Genomic DNA, 19,568 nt, shown 5'->3' with positions numbered 1-19,568 from the left:
CTTTAAGGTGTCTTTATGAAGTCGATTCTCGACCGTAAAGTAGTATTGGTCGGCGGTAAAGGTGGGGTCGGAAAAACCACAGTCTCGGCATCTCTTGCCCTGCTCGCCGCTCAGCAAGGTAAACACGTTCTCGTTGTTTCAACGGATCCAGCACACAGTCTCGCGGACGCTTTTGATATAAAAATTGGTGATAAGTTCACGCCAATTAGCGAGCGTGTCACCGCACTCGAAATCGACCCTGATCGTGAAGTCAACGCGCACATTGACCGTGTCACGCAGCAAATGAAGCGTTTTACGAACCCTGATTTATTTCCTGAAGTTGAACGCCAGATGCGCTTATCGAAGCAATCTCCTGGGGCGCAGGAAGCTGCCCTACTCGAGCGTATTGCGAAACTGATTGATGAATCGGAGCGTGACTACGATCTATTGATTTTTGATACGGCACCTACAGGCCACACCTTACGTTTACTGACGCTACCGGAAGCCATGGCCGCTTGGACACAAGGTATGTTGCGTTCGCAAAACCGTTCAGAGGAATTCGAAGGTGTGCTCAAACACCTATCGCCGAAGTCCGGCAAAGATGTCCATAACCCAATGGCCAACCCTGACCAACATGCCAGTGATGGTTTATCTGAACGCAGCAAGGCAGTAAGCGAACAATTGCTGAATCGGCAACGCTTATTTCAACGTACTCGCCGTGTATTACAAGATGCTGAGCATACCGCTATTGTATTTGTCATGACGCCAGAACGCTTGCCGATACAAGAAACTGAGCGTGCTATGAAAGCGTTGCGCGCTGAGCACTTACCTGTCGGTGGTATTTTTGTCAATCGCGTGCTCCCTGAAGACGCCGATGGTGCTTTTCTTGCCAAACGACGTGTCCAAGAAGCTGCCTATCTTGAGGAAATTGATAAGACCTTTGCTCAACACGAACTGGTGCGACTGCCTTTACTATCTGAAGATCCACAAGGTTTAGCCGCGCTCAGCTCGTTTTCATCATTACTTTCGTCTGCACTCGGTACCAAGGAGTAATCGGAATACGTGCGCGAGGTTTGGTCATGGAAGTCTTTAAAAAACAAATAGGACCCTTGAGCATTTTGTTTCATGCTTACTGGCACGGTATAGGCATCAGCAAAACGCTGAAATTCAATTTCCATTGAGAAATCTTCGACGGTTACGGAAGTCGCAGGCGAAAATTCATTTTTATTTTTTAATGCAATGCGCTGCAGTAAATCAGTTTTGGGTAAATAGGTGATGCGCGCTTCGATTTCATCGGCAAATTCAGAAAAGTCATCAAGCTTGGGTTTAAACGAGAATTGCCAAACGGACTGACCATTTTCAACCGATTCGCCAATAAATTCGAGCGAATCAATAATAATTAAGTCGGCGAGTGATTGGCTAGGCCCCTCTTCTTGTGCACGCGCCTTCGCTTCTGTGACACGCATTTGACGATATTCTTCAAGTCGCTCTTTGCTCGGCGCTCGTTGATTTTCACTGACTAGCTGCCAGCGATAGCCGTCTTCGTTGGCACCTAAATACTCTTCGACTCGTGTCGTATCACCGATTTTTGATTCGCGATGATAATTAAACTCAACACCACGCTGCGCGCGCAAGTCGTCAATGGTTTTGATAATTTGCGCTTCTTTAGCATCTTGGTTGAGGTCTGGCGTTTGGGCTGTCGCCAACAAAGGGACTAAAGTTAGTAATAAAACGAATAGCTTATGATTCATTATTCTCTCGTTAATAATCAAAAATGAAAAATCCACGTAGTATAGTCATATTGTGTACCACACTTACTCGAAAAGGAGAAACCAGATGAAAGCCGTTGGCGTGAAAAAATCACTCCCCATTACCGAACAAGAGGCGCTTGTAGATATCGAAATCCCAAAGCCAAGTGTGGGTGACAACGAACTTTTAATAAAAGTAACCGCCGTCGCTGTTAATCCTGTAGATACCAAAATCCGCATGCGTATCGGACAAGCGGATGATTATAAAGTTCTTGGGTGGGATGCTGTAGGTATTGTCGAAAATAAAGGGAAACACGTAAGTGGCTTCGAAATCGGTGATCGTGTGTACTATGCTGGCGACATTAGCAAGCCAGGCTGTAATGCGGAATATCACTGCGTTGATTACCGTATTGTCGGTCACGCTCCACAATCACTCGATGATCTCGCGGCAGCAGCGCTCCCTTTAACCTCACTGACCGCGTGGGAACTCAGTTTTGACCGTCTGCAATTAAATCACCCATCAGTACATGAGCAGCGCTGTGTACTTATATTTGGCGGCGCCGGCGGAGTCGGTTCGATCATGATCCAGTTACTCAAACAATTGACCGATGTCACCGTGATTGCTACTGCGTCGCGAGACGAAACACAAGCATGGGTAAAACAACTCGGCGCCGATTATGTGATTAATCATCATGGCGATATCAAACAGCAGCTCGAAGGCTTACCACAACCTACGGATATTGCCCTGCTGACCCACAGCGGCGACTACTTTGAAACGGCAACCGAAGTAATAGCCCCGCAAGGCCGTATCGGCATCATTGATGATCCAGAGGATGCTTTAGATATCCGCTTACTCAAGCAAAAGAGTATCAGCTTACACTGGGAGTTTATGTACACACGTTCACTTTTTGAAACCGCTGATATCAGCGCTCAACGAGATATTTTGAATCAAGTATCTGAGCTTATAAACAACGGTCAAATCCGCTCAACCGAGGGCACACGCTTAAACGCAATGTCGGCAAGCACATTGAAACAAGCACATCAACTGCTTGAATCGGGAAAAGCTATCGGCAAGATCGTGCTACCCGTCGCATATTAAATTTACAAACATACAAGCATGTATGTATAATAAAAACGTTAAATGATAATAGTTATGACTAGAGGTCGTTCATGAAAAAGCGGAATACTCCTATTGCAGCGGTGCTCGCTGTTGCCCTCACCTCCGCTACCCTTTACGGGTGTAGTGATGAGCAGCAAGCCGCTGCTCAAGGTGGACAACAACAAGCGGTGCCAGTTGAAGCGTTAACCATCAAAACGCAGTCTGTCGAAATTCAAAACGAATTGCCCGGCCGTACCTCTGCCTACCGCGTGGCGGAAGTGCGTCCGCAGGCGAGCGGCGTGCTGCTTGAACGTAAGTTTGTGGAAGGCACAAAAGTCGAAAAAGGTCAGCAGTTATACCAAATCGACCCAGCCATTTATCAGGCTGAGGTCGCCAGTGCTCAAGCCGATTTTGAAAGCGCTAAAGCCGCACTTAAAGTGTCAGAATTACGTCAGAAGCGTTTAAAAGAACTGCTTGCAGATAAGGCTGTGAGTCAAGATGAATTTGATTCGGCTGAAGCGACGTATTTACAAAACAAAGCCGCTCTTGCGCTAGCAGAAGCTCAGCTTAAACGCGCCAAAATCAACTTGGAATACACCAAGGTTAAAGCGCCTATAACCGGGATTGTTGGACGTTCTAATGTTACCGAAGGCGCTTTGGTGACAGCTTCGCAAAGCACGCCCTTGGTGACCATCAATCAGCTTGATCCGATATACGTCGACATCAATCAGTCAAGCCGCGAGTTCCTCGAGCTCAAGGCAGAGATTGAATCGGGTCGCATTGAGGCGAATAAAAATGGTAATGCGCCCGTCTCACTGAGTTTGAACGGTTTAGACTACCAAACTCAGGGTGAACTGCTGTTCTCTGAGGTTAGCGTTGACCAAGACACTGGCGCGATTTTACTCCGCGCTGAATTCCCTAACCCTGAGAATAACTTATACCCAGGCATGTTCGTACGTGCGAAGGTCAGCGAAGGTACCTTGAATAACGCTATTTTGGTTCCACAAGAGGCGGTTACACGCGACGTCCGCGGCCGTCCTTATGTCATGCTAATTAATGATGAAAATAAAGTCGAGCAACGTATGGTGACCACCGCACGTGCTATCGACAACGAGTGGTTAATTAGCGACGGGCTCAACGCCGGTGACCGTATTGTCACCGCCGGCCTTCAGAAAATTAGACCCGGTGCACAAGTGACTGTGTCACAAGGTCAACAGCCAGCTTCCAAATAAGGGAACGACAGAATGGCCAAGTTTTTTATAAATCGACCCATATTTGCGTGGGTGATTGCAATATTGGTGATGCTCGCGGGGACGATCTCTTTGATTCAGCTCCCTATCGCGCAGTACCCAACCATTGCACCACCTGCGGTAGAAATCCAAGTTAACTATCCAGGCGCTAACGCCGAGACCGTATCCAATACGGTAACTAAGGTGATTGAGCAAAATATGACAGGCGTTGATAACCTGCTGTATTTCTCGTCACAGAGTAACGCCGGTAGTGCTACAGTAAGCTTAACCTTTGCCTCGGGTACCGACCCGGATATTGCACAGGTTCAAGTGCAGAATAAGCTATCTCAAGCGACGCCTCAGTTACCGCAAGAAGTGCAGCAGCAAGGTATTACTGTTAGTAAATCAAGCAGCTCTTTCTTGATGGTGCTTGCTATGGTCGCCGAAGATGACCGGTATCAACAGACCGACTTAAGCGATTATCTTGCATCCAACGTGCAAGATGCCGTTTCTCGAACCGAGGGTGTTGGTAATGTTCAAATTTTTGGCGCACCTTATGCGATGCGTATTTGGGTGAAACCCGATGCGTTAGTCAATTACAATATGACTATTGCTGAACTGCAGTCTGCCATTCGCGCACAGAACGCTCAGGTAGCCGCTGGTCAATTAGGTGGAGCCCCCGCAGTTGAGGGACAACGCTTAAACGCAACGATCATTGCTCAGACGCGAATGTCAGAACCGGATCAATTCGAGAATATTCTTCTTAAAGTGCTTCCCGATGGTTCGCAGGTCCGTTTGAAAGATGTCGCGCGTGTCGAACTCGGTGCAGAAAACTATGCCATTCAAGCAAACTATAATGGTAAGCCTGCCACTGGCTTGGCGATTCAGTTACAAACCGGCGCCAATGCGTTGGCAACAGCTGAAGCCGTTAAGCAAACCGTTGCTGAGCTAGAACCCTACTTCCCTGATGGGATGAAAATGGTGACGGCGTATGACACCACACCATTTATTAAGATCTCGATAAGCGAAGTGGCTCGGGTACTGATTGAAGCCATCATTCTCGTATTTGTGTTGATGTTTGTCTTCTTACAGAACTTACGAGCAACCCTCATCCCTACCCTTGCGATTCCGGTGGTTATTTTGGGTACCATGGGCGTCATGGCGCTTGCTGGCTTCTCAATCAATACCCTGACTATGTTTGGTATGGTGTTATCGATTGGCTTGCTGGTAGACGATGCCATCGTTGTGGTGGAAAACGTTGAACGACTCATGTCTGAAGAGGGTTTGTCACCCAAACAAGCCACCATTAAGTCGATGGGACAAATCACCGGCGCGTTAGTGGCAATTGGTGTGGTCATGGCCGCTGTATTTGCACCGATGGCATTTTTCCCGGGTGCAACAGGGGCGGTTTATCGTCAATTCTCATTGACCATCATCACGTCGATGAGTCTCTCGGTAATGGTCGCAATTATCTTCTCTCCTGCGCTATGTGCTACCTTGCTCAAGCCAGTGAAAAAGAAAGAGAATGGCGGCTGGGGACCACTAGGCTGGTTTAACCGCACATTGCAAAAAGCCACCATCAAATATCGCGACAGTGTGCATGGCATTCTGCGCCGCAGTATCCGTGTTGGTGTTCTCTATCTTGGCTTAGTTGCCGTATTAGCGTTCTTATTTACTCGCTTACCATCGGCTTTCTTACCGGATGAAGATCGCGGTGTATTCCTCACCCAAATGCAATTACCGGTTGGCTCTACAATGGAGCAGTCGGTTGCTGTGATGGACCGCATCGAAAACTACTACCTCAACGAAGAAGACGCCGTCCAGTCGGTATTCTCAGTGGTTGGTTTTAGTTTCTCGGGTCGTAGTCAAAACAATGGTATTGCGTTCGTGCGATTGAAAGATTGGAGTGAACGTAACGAAAGCCAAGACGTGACAGATGTGATTGGTCGTGCATTTGGTTTCTTTGCCAGTGTTAAAGAAGCCATGATCTTTGCCTTCAACCTCCCTCCTATTCCAGAGTTAGGTACCGCCACTGGCTTTAACTTGTACTTGCAAGACCGCGGTAACTTAGGCCACCAAGCGTTGCTTGATGCGCGTAACCAGTTGCTCGGTATGGCATCACAGAACCCGATGCTGCAACAAGTTCGTCCTAACGGTTTGGAAGATGCGCCGCAACTTAAAGTTGATGTGGACTATGAGAAAGCCACTGCGCTAGGTCTCACCATTGAGAACATCAACAACACGCTCAGTGCGGCTTGGGGTTCATCTTATATCAATGACTTTATTGACCGTGGTCGCGTTAAGCGCGTTTACCTGCAAGGTGAAGCCGATGCGCGCATGTTGCCGGAAGACGTAAGTGAATGGTATGTCCGCAATAACCAAGGCGACATGGTACCGTTCAGCTCTTTTGCTAGCTGGGAATGGACCTACGGTCCTCAGCGTATTGAGAGCTACAACGGGGTCTCGGCGATGGAGATCCAAGGCCAAGCAGCGCCTGGCTACTCATCAGGCGAAGCTATGATGGCGATGGAGCAATTGATCAGTAAACTACCTAACGGTATTGGCTATGAATGGACCGGTACTTCGTTGCAGGAACAACAATCGGGTGACTTTGCCCCTATTCTGTATACGATTTCGATCTTTGTCGTATTCCTGTGCTTAGCCGCACTATATGAGAGTTGGTCGATTCCATTCTCAGTCATGTTGGTCGTACCTTTGGGTATTTTAGGTGCCGTCATCGCAACGATGCTGCGCGGTATTCAAAACGATGTTTACTTCCAAGTTGGCTTGTTGACAACCGTTGGTGTGTCGGCGCGTAACGCTATCTTGATTGTTGAGTTTGCCAAGGACTTACAAGAGCAAGGTAAAGACCTGTTGGAAGCGACACTCGAAGCCGTTCGCTTACGTCTGCGTCCGATACTTATGACATCACTCGCGTTTATCTTTGGTGTCATGCCGTTAGCGCTGAGCTCGGGTGCAGGTGCTGCAAGTCGTAACGCCATCGGTACGAGTGTTATCGGGGGGATGCTAGGTGGTACGATACTGGCCATTTTCTTCGTACCTTTATTCTTCTATACAGTGCGTAGGGTGTTCCCGCCTAAGCAGCAAGAAGAGTAATAATTCCCAAGACACAAAAAAGCCCAGCTACAGTAGCTGGGCTTTTTTTATATACGAAGAATTAAGATTTATCGTTTTTATCAGATAAATCTTTATATTCACCGTCAATAACTGAGCCTTCACTATGTCGTTCAGAGTAATGACGCTCTGCTTCTTGCTGCGCTTGCCGTTGTTGCTCAAACTGCTGTTTGGCTTGCTTTCGCATTTGCCACATTTGCTTAATCGCATGGCGTTGCTTCCACATCACCGGTATCAACAAGACAAAGCCCACAGCAAGAACGATTAAGCCAAAAGCAATCGAGAAACCGACGATGGCAAGTAGCATAATGATGCCGAGTATTCGGCCCACTACACTACCGCCCGAGTTGGCTTGGCGGACATAGATTCGGTTTTTGTACTGATTCATAGGTACTCCTCAATCCTCTAGTAATTAGGACAACACCGTTAACAATCCGTTCCGCCTGTAAACAGATTACTTACGCTGCTCTTCGGTTTCTTTACGTATCGCTTCAAACTCATTACCCTCAGCCCATTGCGGCCAGTCGCGTGAGTTTGCCAACGAACGCCCTAACTGATAGAACGCTGATAAATCCTGTTGCGTTCCTCGTAAGTCCCAGTCCGGGTTATATTCATCGGCTGGCTTGTGATACGCCTCAGCGACATACTTAGCACGTTGCTCTTCAGTCCACTCTTTACCTTTCGTGATATGGTCATTACCACCTTCGGCGTACAGCATCGGTACACCTTTTTTCGCCAAATTGAAATGATCTGAGCGATAAAAGAAGCCTGCTTCCGGTGTCGGATTAGGGGTTAAATAACGACCTTGCTCCTCAAGAAACGGTTGTACATATTCATCCATTTCTGAGTTCCCGTACCCAATGACCACGAGGTCTTTCATAGGACCATAAACGTTCATAACATCCATATTGATGCCACCGACCGCTTTTGCAAGGGGGAACAATGGATGATCGGCGTACCACGCTGAACCTAACAAGCCGCTCTCTTCGGCGCCAACCGCTGCAAACACGATAGAACGCTCCGGCGCAGGTTGTTGTGCGAATTTTTCAGCAATGGCGAGTAAGCCCGCTGTGCCAGACGCATTGTCCTGCGCACCATTATAAATGGGATCATCTTCTCGCACAGGATCCGTACCTAGGTGATCATGGTGCGCCATATAAATGACATGTTCTTCCGGATATTTGGTTCCTTCGATATAACCCACAACATTATTGGTGTCTAAGAACTCAAACTTATTTTTAACCGATACCGATGCTTGCGCGTTTAACGGCATCGCTTCGAAGTCATCACTTAAGGCTTTTTGCCGCGCATCTTCAAGCGTCATACCTTGTTTTGCGAACAGCTTTTCGGCACTGTCTTTGGTAATCCAACCTTCGATTTTAGCGCGATCCATATTGTTGTTCTCGCGTTTTAAGTCGAAACGCACGGGCGAACCACCTGCAACAACGCCCCAACCGTAACCGGCTGGACCCGTTTCATGAATAATCAAAGCACCCGCCGCGCCTTGACGTGCAGCTTCTTCATATTTATAGGTCCAACGACCATAATAGGTCATCGCATTACCGTTAAAGAGCTCAGGATCTTGTGTCGCGTAGCCGGGATCGTTGACAAACATCACCACGGTCTTACCTTCAACGTCGAGACCCTCATAATCATTCCAGTCATATTCGGGTGCCACGATACCGTAGCCGACAAACACCATGTCGCTGTCACTCAGATCTACTTCATCTGTGACCTGCATAGTCCAAGCCATCATCTCAGTACGATACTTCATGGCTTCAGGCGCGTTGTCACCGCTAAAGGTCATATCACTGACTTTGTACGGCATGATCTTGACCAGTGGAAACGGTTGACGATAACTATCGTTTTCCTTGTCAATTGGCTTTAAGCCCCACTCACGGAAGTGGTTTTCAATAAATGATACGACCTTTTCTTCCCCCGCAGATGCAGGTTCGCGTCCTTCAAATTCGTCTGACGAAATCGTTTTTAGGTAGTCCCGAAAATTAGGATTAAATGCTGACCCTTTCAAATCAGCGGGTTGCTTATCAACCTTGGTTTGTTCCGCTGCTGACGTATCTTGCGACTGCTGCGGACCACACGCTGTGAGCACGGCTAATGCCACCGCGCTTATGATCAGTGGTTTCATCGCTTCTCCCCTTTTTAGTTATTTTGACACTGCTCATTTTCGTTGAGCGGTGGATTGATATGCACACGATCGCCCATTCGGATATCATGTTTAGCTAAGAAACCGGCGTTCAGCTCAAGCACGTTGTAATAAGGCTCTCCGGGTGCATAACTGCGACACTGACGTGGGTCATCACTACCACACGGCATCATCGTAAACGTTTTTACGATACTGCCATCCTTTGCTAAATAGGCAATATCAAGTGGAATAAGGGTTTGGTACATCCAAAAACCCGATCCGCCCGGGCGTTGATTCGGATAGCGAAACAACATCCCCGAGTACTCACCCAGTTCCGTACGCTGCATTAAGCCGCGTGCCTGCTGAGCCATCGAGTCCGCAAATTCTACCGTAATGGGCTGTTCAACGCCTTCGAGACACACGTGCCCTTGTTCAAAATTTTGTGGTTCGGGTACCGACCACTGTTGCGCTACAGCACTTACGCTCAGCGCACTTAACCAGCCTATCAATGCTACTTTAATCATGATTCATCGTCCTTAGATGTAACCCCTTGATTGTGTCTTATCCCGCTACAAAGCGCAATGCTGCTAGCTCGAACACGACAGTGAATTGACCTGTTCGCCTTGCATCGGTGGTTGCTGCCAATGACTGAGTTCTTCAGCGCTTAACGGCTCTCCGGTAAGTGCCGCCAAATAGCTTACCGCGGGCGCCCAATTGCCCTGCTCTGCCTGTGTAATGACCTCAGCAAGATGATGATTACGTAACGAAACATGAGGATTAGACTGAGCCATAGTGCTCAACTCGGGTTGTCGTTCGTTATAGCCCATGTAATTGTCATACCACGCTTTGAAAAGTGTATCATTCGGCATAGCTTGCTCGCCCCTTACAATGTTTTGCAACATGATAAAGCTGCCTTGGAAGTCCCACTCAAAGCGTTGCATGAGACCCATCCATTCCCCGACCAATTTAAAGGCATCAGCATCGTCGCCAGGCGCAAGACCTAAGCGCTTTCTCATTCGCTTAAGATAGTGCTGTTGCAAGAAATCCTCGTAGTCATTTAAAACAGGCGCCAACGCATCAACAGGAAATATCAGCGAAAGTGCTTGGCTCAATCGTTGTAAATTCCATAGACCAACGCTCGGTTGGCGCAGAAAGCCATAACGACCGCGTTGGTCAGTGTGATTAAAGATTTGTTGAGGAATAAAGGTATCGAATACCGTATACGGTCCAAAATCAAAGGTCTCGCCACAGATACTCATATTATCCGTATTCATCACGCCATGAATAAAGCCGAACGCCTGCCAGTCCGCAATCATCTCAGCGGTCGCTTTAACCACTGCACGAAACTGCTCAACCGGCTCAGCGTCAACAAGTGCTGGCCAACAGCGCTGCATGACATGTTGCCAAAGTTGCTTTTGTTCAGAGACCAAACGTTCGCTATAGCAGTATTCGAAATGGCCAAATCTCACATGAGTTTTAGCGACGCGTGCTAACATTGCCCCGGGCTCTATGCGTTCGCGTTGTACCCCCTGGTGCGAGCTGACTAAGGCAAGTGCACGGGTCGTCGCAATGTTCCAATGGTGCAATGTTTCGCTAGCAAAATACTCGCGCAGACTAGATCGTAAAACTGCACGGCCATCACCGCCTCGGCTGTAAGCCGTCGGTCCCGCGCCTTTAAGATGCAAATCGCTTAACTCACCGGCTTTATTTGACAGTTCGCCGAGCAATACACCACGTCCGTCACCCAAATCTGGATTAAACACACCGAATTGATGCCCAACATATTTCTGCGCATGACCCACTTGCGCTACATTACCTAAACACCACTCACGAAGCGCGTTGACCGTTCTATCAGCTAAGCCGAGCTCAGTCGCAAGTGATTGATTGAACAGCCTAATTCGCGCGCTATCAAGGGGCTCCACTCGATGCTGACTGACCAAGTTGGGGAATGTTTCGGCGTACTGTTGGCTTAGCACTAAACTCATAAAACTCCCTGCGAATGCTATCAGACTTGCGCATTTGAGATTAAATGCGCTATCGTTTTACATATTCTTTTATCATGCATCATACCACTGCTGGGTTAATTCAATGCAACTTTCAACGCTGAAACGCGTTACTGCCATTGGCGGCGGCCATGGTTTGGGCCGTGTGCTTTCGTCATTAAGGTTTTTAAAACATCGCCTAGTCGGGGTAGTGACCACAACAGACAACGGCGGTGCGACCGGTCTTTTGCGTCAATCTCATGATTGTATCGCGTGGGGCGATATTCGTAATTGCTTGTCGCAATTAGTTGAACAACCCTTAGCCGCTCAGGTACTTAATTACCGCTTTACTGGCGAAGACCCGCTCGCAGGTCATAACTTTGGTAATTTGCTTCTACACACACTCGATCAAGTCAGTGCCCGGCCCTCCGATGGAATTCGCTTGCTTAGCCGATTGTTAAACGTTGACACCCGGTTACTTCCCATGTCGGAATGCCCAACGGATCTTATGGCACTGACGCACGATAACATGGAATGCCACGGTGAAATTCTAATCGATAGCTTGCCGCAATTACCACGTTCTTTGAAACTGACGAATAATGCGGTAGCAACACCTGAGGTCGTTCGTCATATAAGCAAAAGTGAGTTGGTGATTCTGGGACCGGGGAGCTTTCTAACCTCGGTATTACCACCGCTATTGGTGCCGCAAATTGCTCACGCACTCGCCAAGACACAGGCTTACGTCGTATTTATTGATAACCTCGCACATGAGAAAGGTCCTGCAGGGTCGTTGTGCGTGAGTGAAAAATTACGATTTTTGGAACATCATGTGGGTGCGCCAGTAGTCGATGCCGTGTTAACTAACTTCCATGATGCTTCACTCGCGATTCCGCAACTCGGTGAGTTAACATCGGATAAAGACGTCTACTATCGGCACGATACTGGCGTTTTATTAGCTCAACTTGAACAACTACTCGGTCATCTCAGAACGGCGGCTTAGCCGCCATCAGCTGAAATCCTCGAGGCGACAGCCCCTTGTTGATCTTTATATTTAGCATCTGCGCGCTTGTTATAAGGGCGTTCGCAAGGGCCGCTCAATTGTTCAAAGCTGATCGCGCCAATCTTCATTCCCGGACGCAGCGCTAACGGCAACTTCCCACCATTATAGAACTCCAATACAATCTGCCCCTTCCAACCGGGATCAATGCGATGCGCGGTAACATGTACCATCAAGCCCAAACGCGCGAGCGAAGAGCGTCCATCAAGCCAACCTACCATGTCATCCGGCAAATGAATCGATTCGTAGGTAACCGCCAAAGCAAACTCACCAGGATGGATAAAAAACGCTTGATCGGGCTTTAGTTTAATCTCATCACTCATGACTTCATGAATAGCCGCCTCAATATCTGCACGCGAGCCACTGATATCAATATATGCTGCAGCGTGATCCTGCAACACACGAAATTCACTACCGAGATGAATATCGAGCGTGACCCCCGAGATGTTCTGCTTGCTTGGAGCAGGCTCGATACCGATTCGACCCTCGGCTAAGGCATTTTCTATTTCACGATCCGTTAAGCGCATAACATCCCCTTTTCCTTAATTTTTCGCCGAATGCGACTTCAGATAATAAAGCTCTGCTACTACTCGTTGAGCGGTATGCCGCTGAATTTCTGTCAATTCTAATTGATGTTGCTTTTTTAATGCGTCCAGTTGCGCGCCAAATTCCGGCGTCAATGGCCATTGACCTAGTTCGGCGACAGCATGGCGATGAGCCAGCTTTAATCCGCCGCCTTGTCCAAACAAATGCGACTGCGTACCACAATGACCGCACTCAAAATAACTCATGTTTTCTAGGACACCAATCAAGGGTATCTCAAGGCGCTCAAACATGCCGACACCTTTTTCGGCATCTTTAAGTGCGACATTCTGTGGCGTTGTAACAACCACCGCTCCTGTAACGGGTAATTGTTGCGCCATCGTCAGTTGAATATCGCCTGTACCGGGTGGCATATCAACGATCAAATAGTCCAATAAGCCCCAATCAGTGTCGTTAAACAACTGTTGTAACGCCCGACTGGCCATCGGTCCACGCCAAATAGTGGCGTCGTTATCATCGACTAGATAGCCAATCGAATTGGCGACTAGGTCTTCATACTGAATAGGCTGAAACTTATCGTTTTTTACTTCTAGCTTATGATCCGGCTGACCCAACATCGTGGGTATTGAGGGTCCATAAATATCAGCATCGAGCAGCCCAACACGCGCACCCATCCGACTGAGCGCAATGCCTAAGGATGCGCTCACGGATGACTTCCCAACACCACCTTTGCCAGACGATACCACAATAACATTGCCGGTTTTCATGGGTTGGTCAGGTTTGCTGTTGGCGAGCCGTTGCACCTGGAATTTAATGGTCCATGTCCACGTTCTTAATTCAGCGTCATCATTGATAGCGTTCAATAACGATGACTTTTCAATCGCGAAAGGAAACGTTAACTCTACTGCCTGCGCGTCATTATCGACGCATAACCAATCGGTTGGAATACCGTGTTCGCAGGCAGGATGGGCTAAATCAGACAGTAAGGCTGCCAGTTGTTCATTTTTTGCTGAAAACGACTTCATCAGCCACCTCTTGGCTCTGTGTATCATGCGTATCCTATGATAATATTTAGCATTATCTAATCATAACACTGATGGAAGCTAATTCTCGCATGAGCCACACTGATCGTAAAATTTTGGTGACAAACGCGTTGCCCTACGCGAACGGTCCAATTCATATTGGTCATCTTTTAGGCTATATCCAAGCGGACATTTGGGTTCGTTTTCAAAAACTCCGGGGTCATGAATGCCACTATATGTGCGCTGATGACGCACACGGCACGCCGATTATGCTCAAAGCGCAACAGCTAGGTATCACGCCAGAGCAGATGATAGGCGATATGCAACGTTCGCATGAAACAGATTTTGCGGGTTTTAATATCGGCTTTGACGACTATTACACAACCCACAGTGAAGAGAACAAAGCGTTAGCAGAAACTATTTACCAACGTCTTGATGACGCCGGTCATATCAAGACTGAAGTAATTGAGCAGCTGTACGACCCTGAGAAGAAAATGTTCTTACCCGATCGCTTCGTAAAGGGTGACTGTCCAGAATGCGGTGCTGAAGATCAGTATGGCGATAATTGTGACGTTTGCGGTGCGACATATGCTCCAACAGACCTCAAGAATCCGCGTTCTGTGGTGTCTGGTGCGACACCCGAGTTACGCCAATCAGAACATTACTTTTTCGACTTGCCTGCGTTTGGCGACATGCTGAAAAGCTGGACGCGTTCTGGTTCACTACAGGGTGAAATGGCGAATAAGTTAAACGAATGGTTTGAACAAGGTCTGCAGCGTTGGGATATATCGCGCGATGCGCCTTACTTTGGTTTCAAAATTCCAGGCACCGAAGATAAATACTTTTATGTCTGGCTAGATGCGCCCATTGGCTATATGAGTAGTTTTAAGCACTACTGTGATACAACCGGGAACGCCAACTGGGACGACTACTGGCAAGCTGATAGCACCGCAGAAGTGTATCACTTTATTGGCAAGGACATTATTTACTTCCATAGCTTATTCTGGCCAGCGATGCTAAAAGGTGCTCAGTTCCGTCAACCGACTAACGTTTGGGCGCACGGCTTTATCACCGTCAACGGTACTAAAATGTCCAAGTCTAAGGGGACCTTCATCAAAGCAAGAACCTACTTAGACCATTTAAACCCAGAATACTTGCGTTATTACTTTGCAGCCAAATTGACGAGTCGCATTGACGACTTAGATCTTAACTTGACTGATTTCGCCCAGCGAGTGAACTCCGACTTAGTCGGCAAAGTGATTAATATCGCCAGTCGCTGTGCCGGCTTTATTACCAAAAAATTCGATGGGAAGCTTTCGGCGTCGGTCGCTGACTCCGCTCTATTGGAAGATTTCCAAAATGCGGGTACTGAGATTGCTGAACTCTATGAACAGCGCGAATTCTCTAAAGCAATGCGTGAGATCATGACGCTGGCTGATCGCGCAAATCAGTACATTGCCGATAAAGAACCGTGGCAGCTGATTAAAAATCCTGATGCGGCCAGTGAAGTGCATGATATTTGTTCACTTGGTATCAATTTATTCCGCATCTTGATGGTTTATTTAACACCGGTAGTACCTGAACTATCCAAGTCGGTTCAGCATTTCTTAAATGACCAATTTTCGTGGGATAGCCACAAACAAGTGTTAACCAACCATCCTATTGATAAATTTAAGGCGTTAATGCAGCGCGTAGAAATGAAGGATATTGAGCAGATGTTAGAAGACTCAAAAGAGCAACAAGCGGCGAACGAATCGCCAGCAGTTCACGCCGAGCCCAATGACGAGCTCACCAAAGAACCTATTGCAGAAACCATTAATTTTGATGAGTTCGCAAAAGTTGATTTGCGCGTGGCACTGATTGTTAATGCTGAGCACGTTGAAGGCGCAGACAAACTGCTGAAATTGACATTGGACTTGGGTGGTGAGCAACGCCAAGTGTTTGCGGGAATAAAATCGGCGTACGCACCTGAGAAATTGATTGGCCAACACACTGTTATGGTTGCCAACCTGGCTCCACGTAAAATGCGTTTTGGTTTATCAGAGGGGATGGTACTGGCCGCCGGTCCTGGTAAAGATGAAATTTATATCTTAAATCCACACGAAGGCGCTAAACCCGGCATGCGCGTCATGTAGATCGTCAGGTTATGACACATCGATGAGCTTACATCCGTGTTCATAACCTTCGTCACCGGCATCGTCAACGCGAACGACCATGCCGGTGGCTCGTAAATCTGCAATTCCGCCGCCTGCGGCTTTTACCACTACATCAAAATGTGTTCCCACATTCAGTCGCTCAGGTAAAATTAACAGAACACCGTGTGCACTCAAGTCACTACAGGCGCCTGATACTCGCCGCCCATCCAACTCGATTGTCGCCGATGTTCTGACCGGTACTCGTCGGTCGCTTCGTTTATCGTCATCATGCATGAGCGCACCTCGATCATGTTTTATTATTTACATTCAGGAATAGCACAGACTTGCCGATAAGAAAATATAATTACACGAGTAGGGTGAGAAAAAGTGGCCTGTAACAAGCAAAGCTCGGTTGTTCGAGCGTCCTTTAATTTAGGGCAACCCATAAAGCACTGCCTATACGGCTATGAGGGTGTTATTGTCGATGTTGACGCAGTATTTAGTTTGAGCGATGAATGGTACCAACAGCGGGTTCTATCCGGCGCCGATAAGCAACAGCCTTGGTATCTTATTTTAGTTAAAAACTCATCGATTCAAACGTATGTTGCTGAAAGTTGTTTAATCCCATTAGCTGATCGCACAACCGTAAACCAGTCGTTATTGCGTCAAATTAGTGCGCCCGCATTGGCCGGCTTACAAAAACACAGTTGATCCATTGCCCTACCAACGACCTAAATGTACCATGAGGGTAACAAACTTATAAGGGATATAAGGTTATGGTAGAAGAAACGATTTTCACCAAAATTATCAATCGCGAGATTCCTGCGGATATTGTTTATGAAGATGATCACGCGCTCGCTTTCAAAGATATCAACCCGCAAGCCCCCGTACACTTATTAATTATTCCAAAGAAAGCCATTGCCACCATCAATGATATTGAAGAGGAAGATGCGGGACTTGTAGGGCATCTATACTTGGTCGCGAGTAAGCTTGCGGTTCAATTTGGCTTTGCAAAAGACGGCTACCGCTGTGTGATGAACTGCAACGAACATGGCGGCCAATCAGTCTATCATATCCACTTGCACCTACTTGCAGGTAAACCACTTGGATGGCCGCCGTACACAGACACACCCAAGCAAGTCTAGATTATGGTCGGTAACGTGGGTCAAGTATTTGATCCACTAACCAACCCTCTTTTTCTCTGACAAGGACAATGTCACGCCGATCTTTAACCTGCTCTCCGTTATAAGTTCCTTGGAAAACTAATGTCACTCGTTGTTCATTTTTGCGGTTCAAATATTGCGTAAACGATGTTGGGTCAATCTCTATTTCTACGCTATCAAAATAACGATTGAGGACATAGCGCTGTATCGCGCTCGCGGAGCCATAATGGGTTAACAACTTAGCCAGCCTATCAGTTGTAAAACTCTTGGCTTTGTTAATATCCCCTTCGCGATAAATCGCATAATAGAAACTCAATGCCGCGTGCATTTTACTCTGATTTTCTTGACTCGTTTTGTGCCCCATTCTATCGGTATAGATCTCTTGGTTGGCAGGCTCGCACCCTACCAACCCAAGCAATATCACGATAGCAGCAACATTAGACGATATTTTTAATAGATAACTCACGAATTATTGACCCATTACGATCCCTTCGCGACGAGGATCTGCCCCGCCTCGCAGTTGGCCGTTGGGCAAGCGGGTAATGCCGTGAATACCGCTATTCAAGTCGATAACTTTTATTTCATGGCCTCGTTTTTCTAATACCGCTTTCAAGGTTGCAATATCGCGCCCTTTTTCCAAGGCTGTGTAGTCATTTCGGTTAGTCACATGACCCAAGTCAATGGCCTGTTGCATGTTAAGATTCCAGTCAATCAAGCCAACCAAGGTTTGCGTAACATAATTAATAATTCGACTACCCCCCGGAGATCCCAACGCATGAACGACCTGGTCGCCCGATTGATTTAACACAATCGTTGGTGACATTGAACTGCGCGGTCGTTTACCAGGCTGCACACGATTCGCAATTTTACGTCCAGCTTCATCCATCGGCGTCAGTGAAAAGTCAGTCAACTGATTATTTAAAATAAAGCCTTCAACCATCACCGTTGAGCCGAACGCCATTTCGATACTCGTGGTCATGGAAATCACATTGCCTTCGCTATCGACGATTGACATGTGGCTCGTGTTAGGTCGTTCGTAAGCAATATCTTGTTGGTACTCAGGTTTGAGATATAAGCCCGGTTTCGCCTTAACCATATCTTCACGCCCGATCTGTTTCGCGCGTTTGCTTAAATATTCATCATTGAGCATCCCTTCCACTGGCACCGAAACGAAATCTGGATCGGCGATCCATTGGTTACGATCAGCAAATGCTAAGCGCGACGCCTGCGTAAAATAATGAGCAAATTCTTCGCCATTCACCTGCCACGATGAAACATCATAGTTTTGCAAAATACCCAATGTCTGTAGCGTCGTTAGACCGCCAGAGCTAGGCGGACCCATACCACAGACCTGATACTGGCGATAAGCATCACACACAGGTTCTCGAATGACAGCCTGATACTCGGCTAAGTCCTTGGTGCTCAAGACGCCTGGCGCAATAGCACTATGCCGTACGGCATCAACAATTTTTTCAGCCAAGGGGCCTTGGTAAAAAGCATCGGCTCCTTGTTCGGCTATCAAGCTCAGGCTTTCAGCATAATCCTTGTTGACCAATGTGGAACCCGCTTTAACAGGCTCTCCATTGGGAAATAAATAGTTGGCAATGATTGGCAGTTTCTTAACACCAGGATTAATCTCACTCTTAACGAGTTTGGCAAGTCGGGGGGAGACTTCGAAGCCTGTTTCCGCCAAATCGATGGCGTCTTTAAACAGCGGCTGCCAATCCAACTTTCCCCATTTATCGTGCGCCAACTCTAAACCACGCAGTACACCTGGGGTGCCCACTGAACGCCCGCCGACCACTGCCTCAATCCAAGGTGGCGCGTTACCGTCTTGGTCAAGAAACAAAGCTTCCGTCGCCTCTTTAGGAGCCGTTTCGCGAGCATCAATGGTATACAGTTTTTGTTGCTCGTTATCCCAGTAAAGAATAAACGCGCCGCCACCGATCCCAGAGGATTGTGGCTCGGTTAAACCTAACATGGCTTGTACTGCGATAGCGGCATCAACAGCGCTACCACCTTCTTTTAACACCTTATAACCTGCCTCGACTGCATGAGGGTTAGCAGCGGTGACCATAAACTGATCCGTTACGACCGCTTTTTTATCCGCAAACCCCGTAGCCATCTCAGGCTCACGCGCTTCTTGTTTCGGTTCTGAATCTTGTGGAGCAGCTGTTGCGCTGGCACCGGATTGAGCGGGTGAGCAAGCCGCGAGTAAAGCAGCCGCGATAGACGATAAAATCCAATGCGAGGTATTAATTGACTTCATGATAGCCCTAACATCTGGTACAAGTAGTGACTTCTATCATACGGAGCTACAGGGTAACAGGCAA

General features: G+C 47.6%; 18 protein-coding genes. 8 read left to right on the top strand and 10 right to left on the bottom strand.

The annotated features are described in order from the left end of the window. Nucleotides 1-15 precede the first annotated feature (15 nt). Nucleotides 16-1,032 (top strand): ArsA family ATPase, encoded by a 1,017-nt coding sequence (locus tag AWU56_RS04125; protein ID WP_286681833.1) that lies wholly within the window; start codon nt 16-18, stop codon nt 1,030-1,032. Here the strand turns inward: AWU56_RS04125 and AWU56_RS04120 are convergent. Beyond that, on the bottom strand, nt 924-1,730 hold the full coding sequence (locus AWU56_RS04120; protein ID WP_286681832.1) for a hypothetical protein: 807 nt from the start codon (nt 1,728-1,730) through the stop codon (nt 924-926). The two genes, AWU56_RS04125 and AWU56_RS04120, sit on opposite strands and share 109 nt — an antisense overlap. Nucleotides 1,731-1,815: 85 nt before the next feature. On the opposite strand from AWU56_RS04120, the gene AWU56_RS04115 reads away from it, so the two are divergent. The 3 genes from AWU56_RS04115 to AWU56_RS04105 all read left to right on the top strand — a co-directional run bounded on the left by AWU56_RS04115 (nt 1,816) and on the right by AWU56_RS04105 (nt 7,172). Next, nucleotides 1,816-2,826 (top strand): zinc-binding alcohol dehydrogenase family protein, encoded by a 1,011-nt coding sequence (locus AWU56_RS04115; protein ID WP_006955988.1) that lies wholly within the window; start codon nt 1,816-1,818, stop codon nt 2,824-2,826. Nucleotides 2,827-2,897: 71 nt separating this feature from the next. Continuing rightward, nucleotides 2,898-4,058 (top strand): efflux RND transporter periplasmic adaptor subunit, encoded by a 1,161-nt coding sequence (locus AWU56_RS04110; protein ID WP_286681831.1) that lies wholly within the window; start codon nt 2,898-2,900, stop codon nt 4,056-4,058. A gap of 12 nt (nt 4,059-4,070) precedes the next feature. Further along, nucleotides 4,071-7,172 carry an efflux RND transporter permease subunit gene (locus tag AWU56_RS04105; RefSeq protein WP_286681830.1) on the top strand — a complete coding sequence of 1,034 codons (3,102 nt, stop codon included), beginning with the start codon at nt 4,071-4,073 and terminating at the stop codon, nt 7,170-7,172. Nucleotides 7,173-7,233: 61 nt separating this feature from the next. On the opposite strand, the gene AWU56_RS04100 is transcribed toward AWU56_RS04105, so the two are convergent. From AWU56_RS04100 to AWU56_RS04085, 4 genes are all read right to left on the bottom strand, one after another. Further along, complete coding sequence (locus AWU56_RS04100; protein ID WP_286681829.1) at nt 7,234-7,578, bottom strand: DUF2371 domain-containing protein; 345 nt, start codon at nt 7,576-7,578, stop codon at nt 7,234-7,236. 66 nt (nt 7,579-7,644) lie between these two features. Beyond that, nucleotides 7,645-9,336, bottom strand: coding sequence for a M28 family metallopeptidase (locus AWU56_RS04095; protein WP_286681828.1), 1,692 nt, complete (start codon nt 9,334-9,336; stop codon nt 7,645-7,647). Between the two features lie 14 nt (nt 9,337-9,350). Continuing rightward, on the bottom strand, nt 9,351-9,857 hold the full coding sequence (locus AWU56_RS04090; protein ID WP_272977512.1) for a DUF192 domain-containing protein: 507 nt from the start codon (nt 9,855-9,857) through the stop codon (nt 9,351-9,353). 63 nt (nt 9,858-9,920) lie between these two features. Further along, nucleotides 9,921-11,318 (bottom strand): protein adenylyltransferase SelO family protein, encoded by a 1,398-nt coding sequence (locus AWU56_RS04085; RefSeq protein WP_286681827.1) that lies wholly within the window; start codon nt 11,316-11,318, stop codon nt 9,921-9,923. A 103-nt stretch (nt 11,319-11,421) separates the two neighbouring features. On the opposite strand from AWU56_RS04085, the gene AWU56_RS04080 reads away from it, so the two are divergent. Then, nucleotides 11,422-12,315, top strand: a complete 894-nt coding sequence (locus AWU56_RS04080; protein ID WP_286681826.1) for a gluconeogenesis factor YvcK family protein — start codon at nt 11,422-11,424, stop codon at nt 12,313-12,315. Here AWU56_RS04080 and dcd read toward each other — a convergent pair. Further along, nucleotides 12,312-12,899: a dCTP deaminase gene (gene dcd / locus AWU56_RS04075; RefSeq protein WP_006955996.1), complete on the bottom strand. Its 588-nt coding sequence runs from the start codon at nt 12,897-12,899 to the stop codon at nt 12,312-12,314. The genes AWU56_RS04080 and dcd overlap by 4 nt on opposite strands. Before the next feature lie 15 nt (nt 12,900-12,914). After that, complete coding sequence (locus AWU56_RS04070; protein ID WP_286681825.1) at nt 12,915-13,940, bottom strand: Mrp/NBP35 family ATP-binding protein; 1,026 nt, start codon at nt 13,938-13,940, stop codon at nt 12,915-12,917. A gap of 89 nt (nt 13,941-14,029) precedes the next feature. Here AWU56_RS04070 and metG point away from each other — a divergent pair, with 89 nt between their 5' ends. Further along, a complete protein-coding gene (gene metG, locus AWU56_RS04065) occupies nt 14,030-16,072 on the top strand; it encodes a methionine--tRNA ligase (RefSeq protein ID WP_286681824.1) in 2,043 nt (680 codons plus the stop codon). Nucleotides 16,073-16,081: 9 nt separating this feature from the next. Here the strand turns inward: metG and AWU56_RS04060 are convergent, their stop codons facing one another. Further along, nucleotides 16,082-16,366: a PilZ domain-containing protein gene (locus AWU56_RS04060; RefSeq protein ID WP_286681823.1), complete on the bottom strand. Its 285-nt coding sequence runs from the start codon at nt 16,364-16,366 to the stop codon at nt 16,082-16,084. A 93-nt stretch (nt 16,367-16,459) separates the two neighbouring features. Between AWU56_RS04060 and hspQ the strand changes: the two genes are divergently transcribed. Next, entirely contained in the window at nt 16,460-16,783 is a 324-nt protein-coding gene (hspQ, locus tag AWU56_RS04055; RefSeq protein WP_286681822.1) for a heat shock protein HspQ, read from the top strand. 65 nt (nt 16,784-16,848) lie between these two features. Next, nucleotides 16,849-17,217 carry a histidine triad nucleotide-binding protein gene (locus tag AWU56_RS04050; RefSeq protein WP_006956003.1) on the top strand — a complete coding sequence of 123 codons (369 nt, stop codon included), beginning with the start codon at nt 16,849-16,851 and terminating at the stop codon, nt 17,215-17,217. A gap of 1 nt (nt 17,218) precedes the next feature. Here AWU56_RS04050 and AWU56_RS04045 read toward each other — a convergent pair whose 3' ends face one another. Together AWU56_RS04045 and ggt are read right to left on the bottom strand one after the other, a co-directional pair. Continuing rightward, a complete protein-coding gene (locus AWU56_RS04045; protein ID WP_286681821.1) occupies nt 17,219-17,701 on the bottom strand; it encodes a hypothetical protein in 483 nt (160 codons plus the stop codon). A gap of 3 nt (nt 17,702-17,704) precedes the next feature. Continuing rightward, nucleotides 17,705-19,504: a gamma-glutamyltransferase gene (gene ggt / locus AWU56_RS04040; RefSeq protein WP_286681820.1), complete on the bottom strand. Its 1,800-nt coding sequence runs from the start codon at nt 19,502-19,504 to the stop codon at nt 17,705-17,707. Nucleotides 19,505-19,568: the final 64 nt, after the last annotated feature.

This window comes from Idiomarina sp. T82-3, assembly GCF_001577655.1.
Lineage (GTDB): Bacteria > Pseudomonadota > Gammaproteobacteria > Enterobacterales > Alteromonadaceae > Idiomarina > Idiomarina baltica.
The sequence above is the reverse complement of the archived record's forward strand: the minus strand, read 5'-3'. Positions and strand labels throughout refer to the sequence as shown.

Excerpts from the sequence above, each read along its gene's own strand:
- AWU56_RS04125 (WP_286681833.1), top strand. The coding sequence starts at position 16 with ATGAAGTCGATTCTCGACCGTAAAGTAGTATTGGTCGGCGGTAAAGGT.
- AWU56_RS04120 (WP_286681832.1), bottom strand. The coding sequence starts at position 1,730 with ATGAATCATAAGCTATTCGTTTTATTACTAACTTTAGTCCCTTTGTTG.
- AWU56_RS04115 (WP_006955988.1), top strand. The coding sequence starts at position 1,816 with ATGAAAGCCGTTGGCGTGAAAAAATCACTCCCCATTACCGAACAAGAG.
- AWU56_RS04110 (WP_286681831.1), top strand. The coding sequence starts at position 2,898 with ATGAAAAAGCGGAATACTCCTATTGCAGCGGTGCTCGCTGTTGCCCTC.
- AWU56_RS04105 (WP_286681830.1), top strand. The coding sequence starts at position 4,071 with ATGGCCAAGTTTTTTATAAATCGACCCATATTTGCGTGGGTGATTGCA.
- AWU56_RS04100 (WP_286681829.1), bottom strand. The coding sequence starts at position 7,578 with ATGAATCAGTACAAAAACCGAATCTATGTCCGCCAAGCCAACTCGGGC.
- AWU56_RS04095 (WP_286681828.1), bottom strand. The coding sequence starts at position 9,336 with ATGAAACCACTGATCATAAGCGCGGTGGCATTAGCCGTGCTCACAGCG.
- AWU56_RS04090 (WP_272977512.1), bottom strand. The coding sequence starts at position 9,857 with ATGATTAAAGTAGCATTGATAGGCTGGTTAAGTGCGCTGAGCGTAAGT.
- AWU56_RS04085 (WP_286681827.1), bottom strand. The coding sequence starts at position 11,318 with ATGAGTTTAGTGCTAAGCCAACAGTACGCCGAAACATTCCCCAACTTG.
- AWU56_RS04080 (WP_286681826.1), top strand. The coding sequence starts at position 11,422 with ATGCAACTTTCAACGCTGAAACGCGTTACTGCCATTGGCGGCGGCCAT.
- dcd (WP_006955996.1), bottom strand. The coding sequence starts at position 12,899 with ATGCGCTTAACGGATCGTGAAATAGAAAATGCCTTAGCCGAGGGTCGA.
- AWU56_RS04070 (WP_286681825.1), bottom strand. The coding sequence starts at position 13,940 with ATGAAGTCGTTTTCAGCAAAAAATGAACAACTGGCAGCCTTACTGTCT.
- metG (WP_286681824.1), top strand. The coding sequence starts at position 14,030 with ATGAGCCACACTGATCGTAAAATTTTGGTGACAAACGCGTTGCCCTAC.
- AWU56_RS04060 (WP_286681823.1), bottom strand. The coding sequence starts at position 16,366 with ATGCATGATGACGATAAACGAAGCGACCGACGAGTACCGGTCAGAACA.
- AWU56_RS04050 (WP_006956003.1), top strand. The coding sequence starts at position 16,849 with ATGGTAGAAGAAACGATTTTCACCAAAATTATCAATCGCGAGATTCCT.
- ggt (WP_286681820.1), bottom strand. The coding sequence starts at position 19,504 with ATGAAGTCAATTAATACCTCGCATTGGATTTTATCGTCTATCGCGGCT.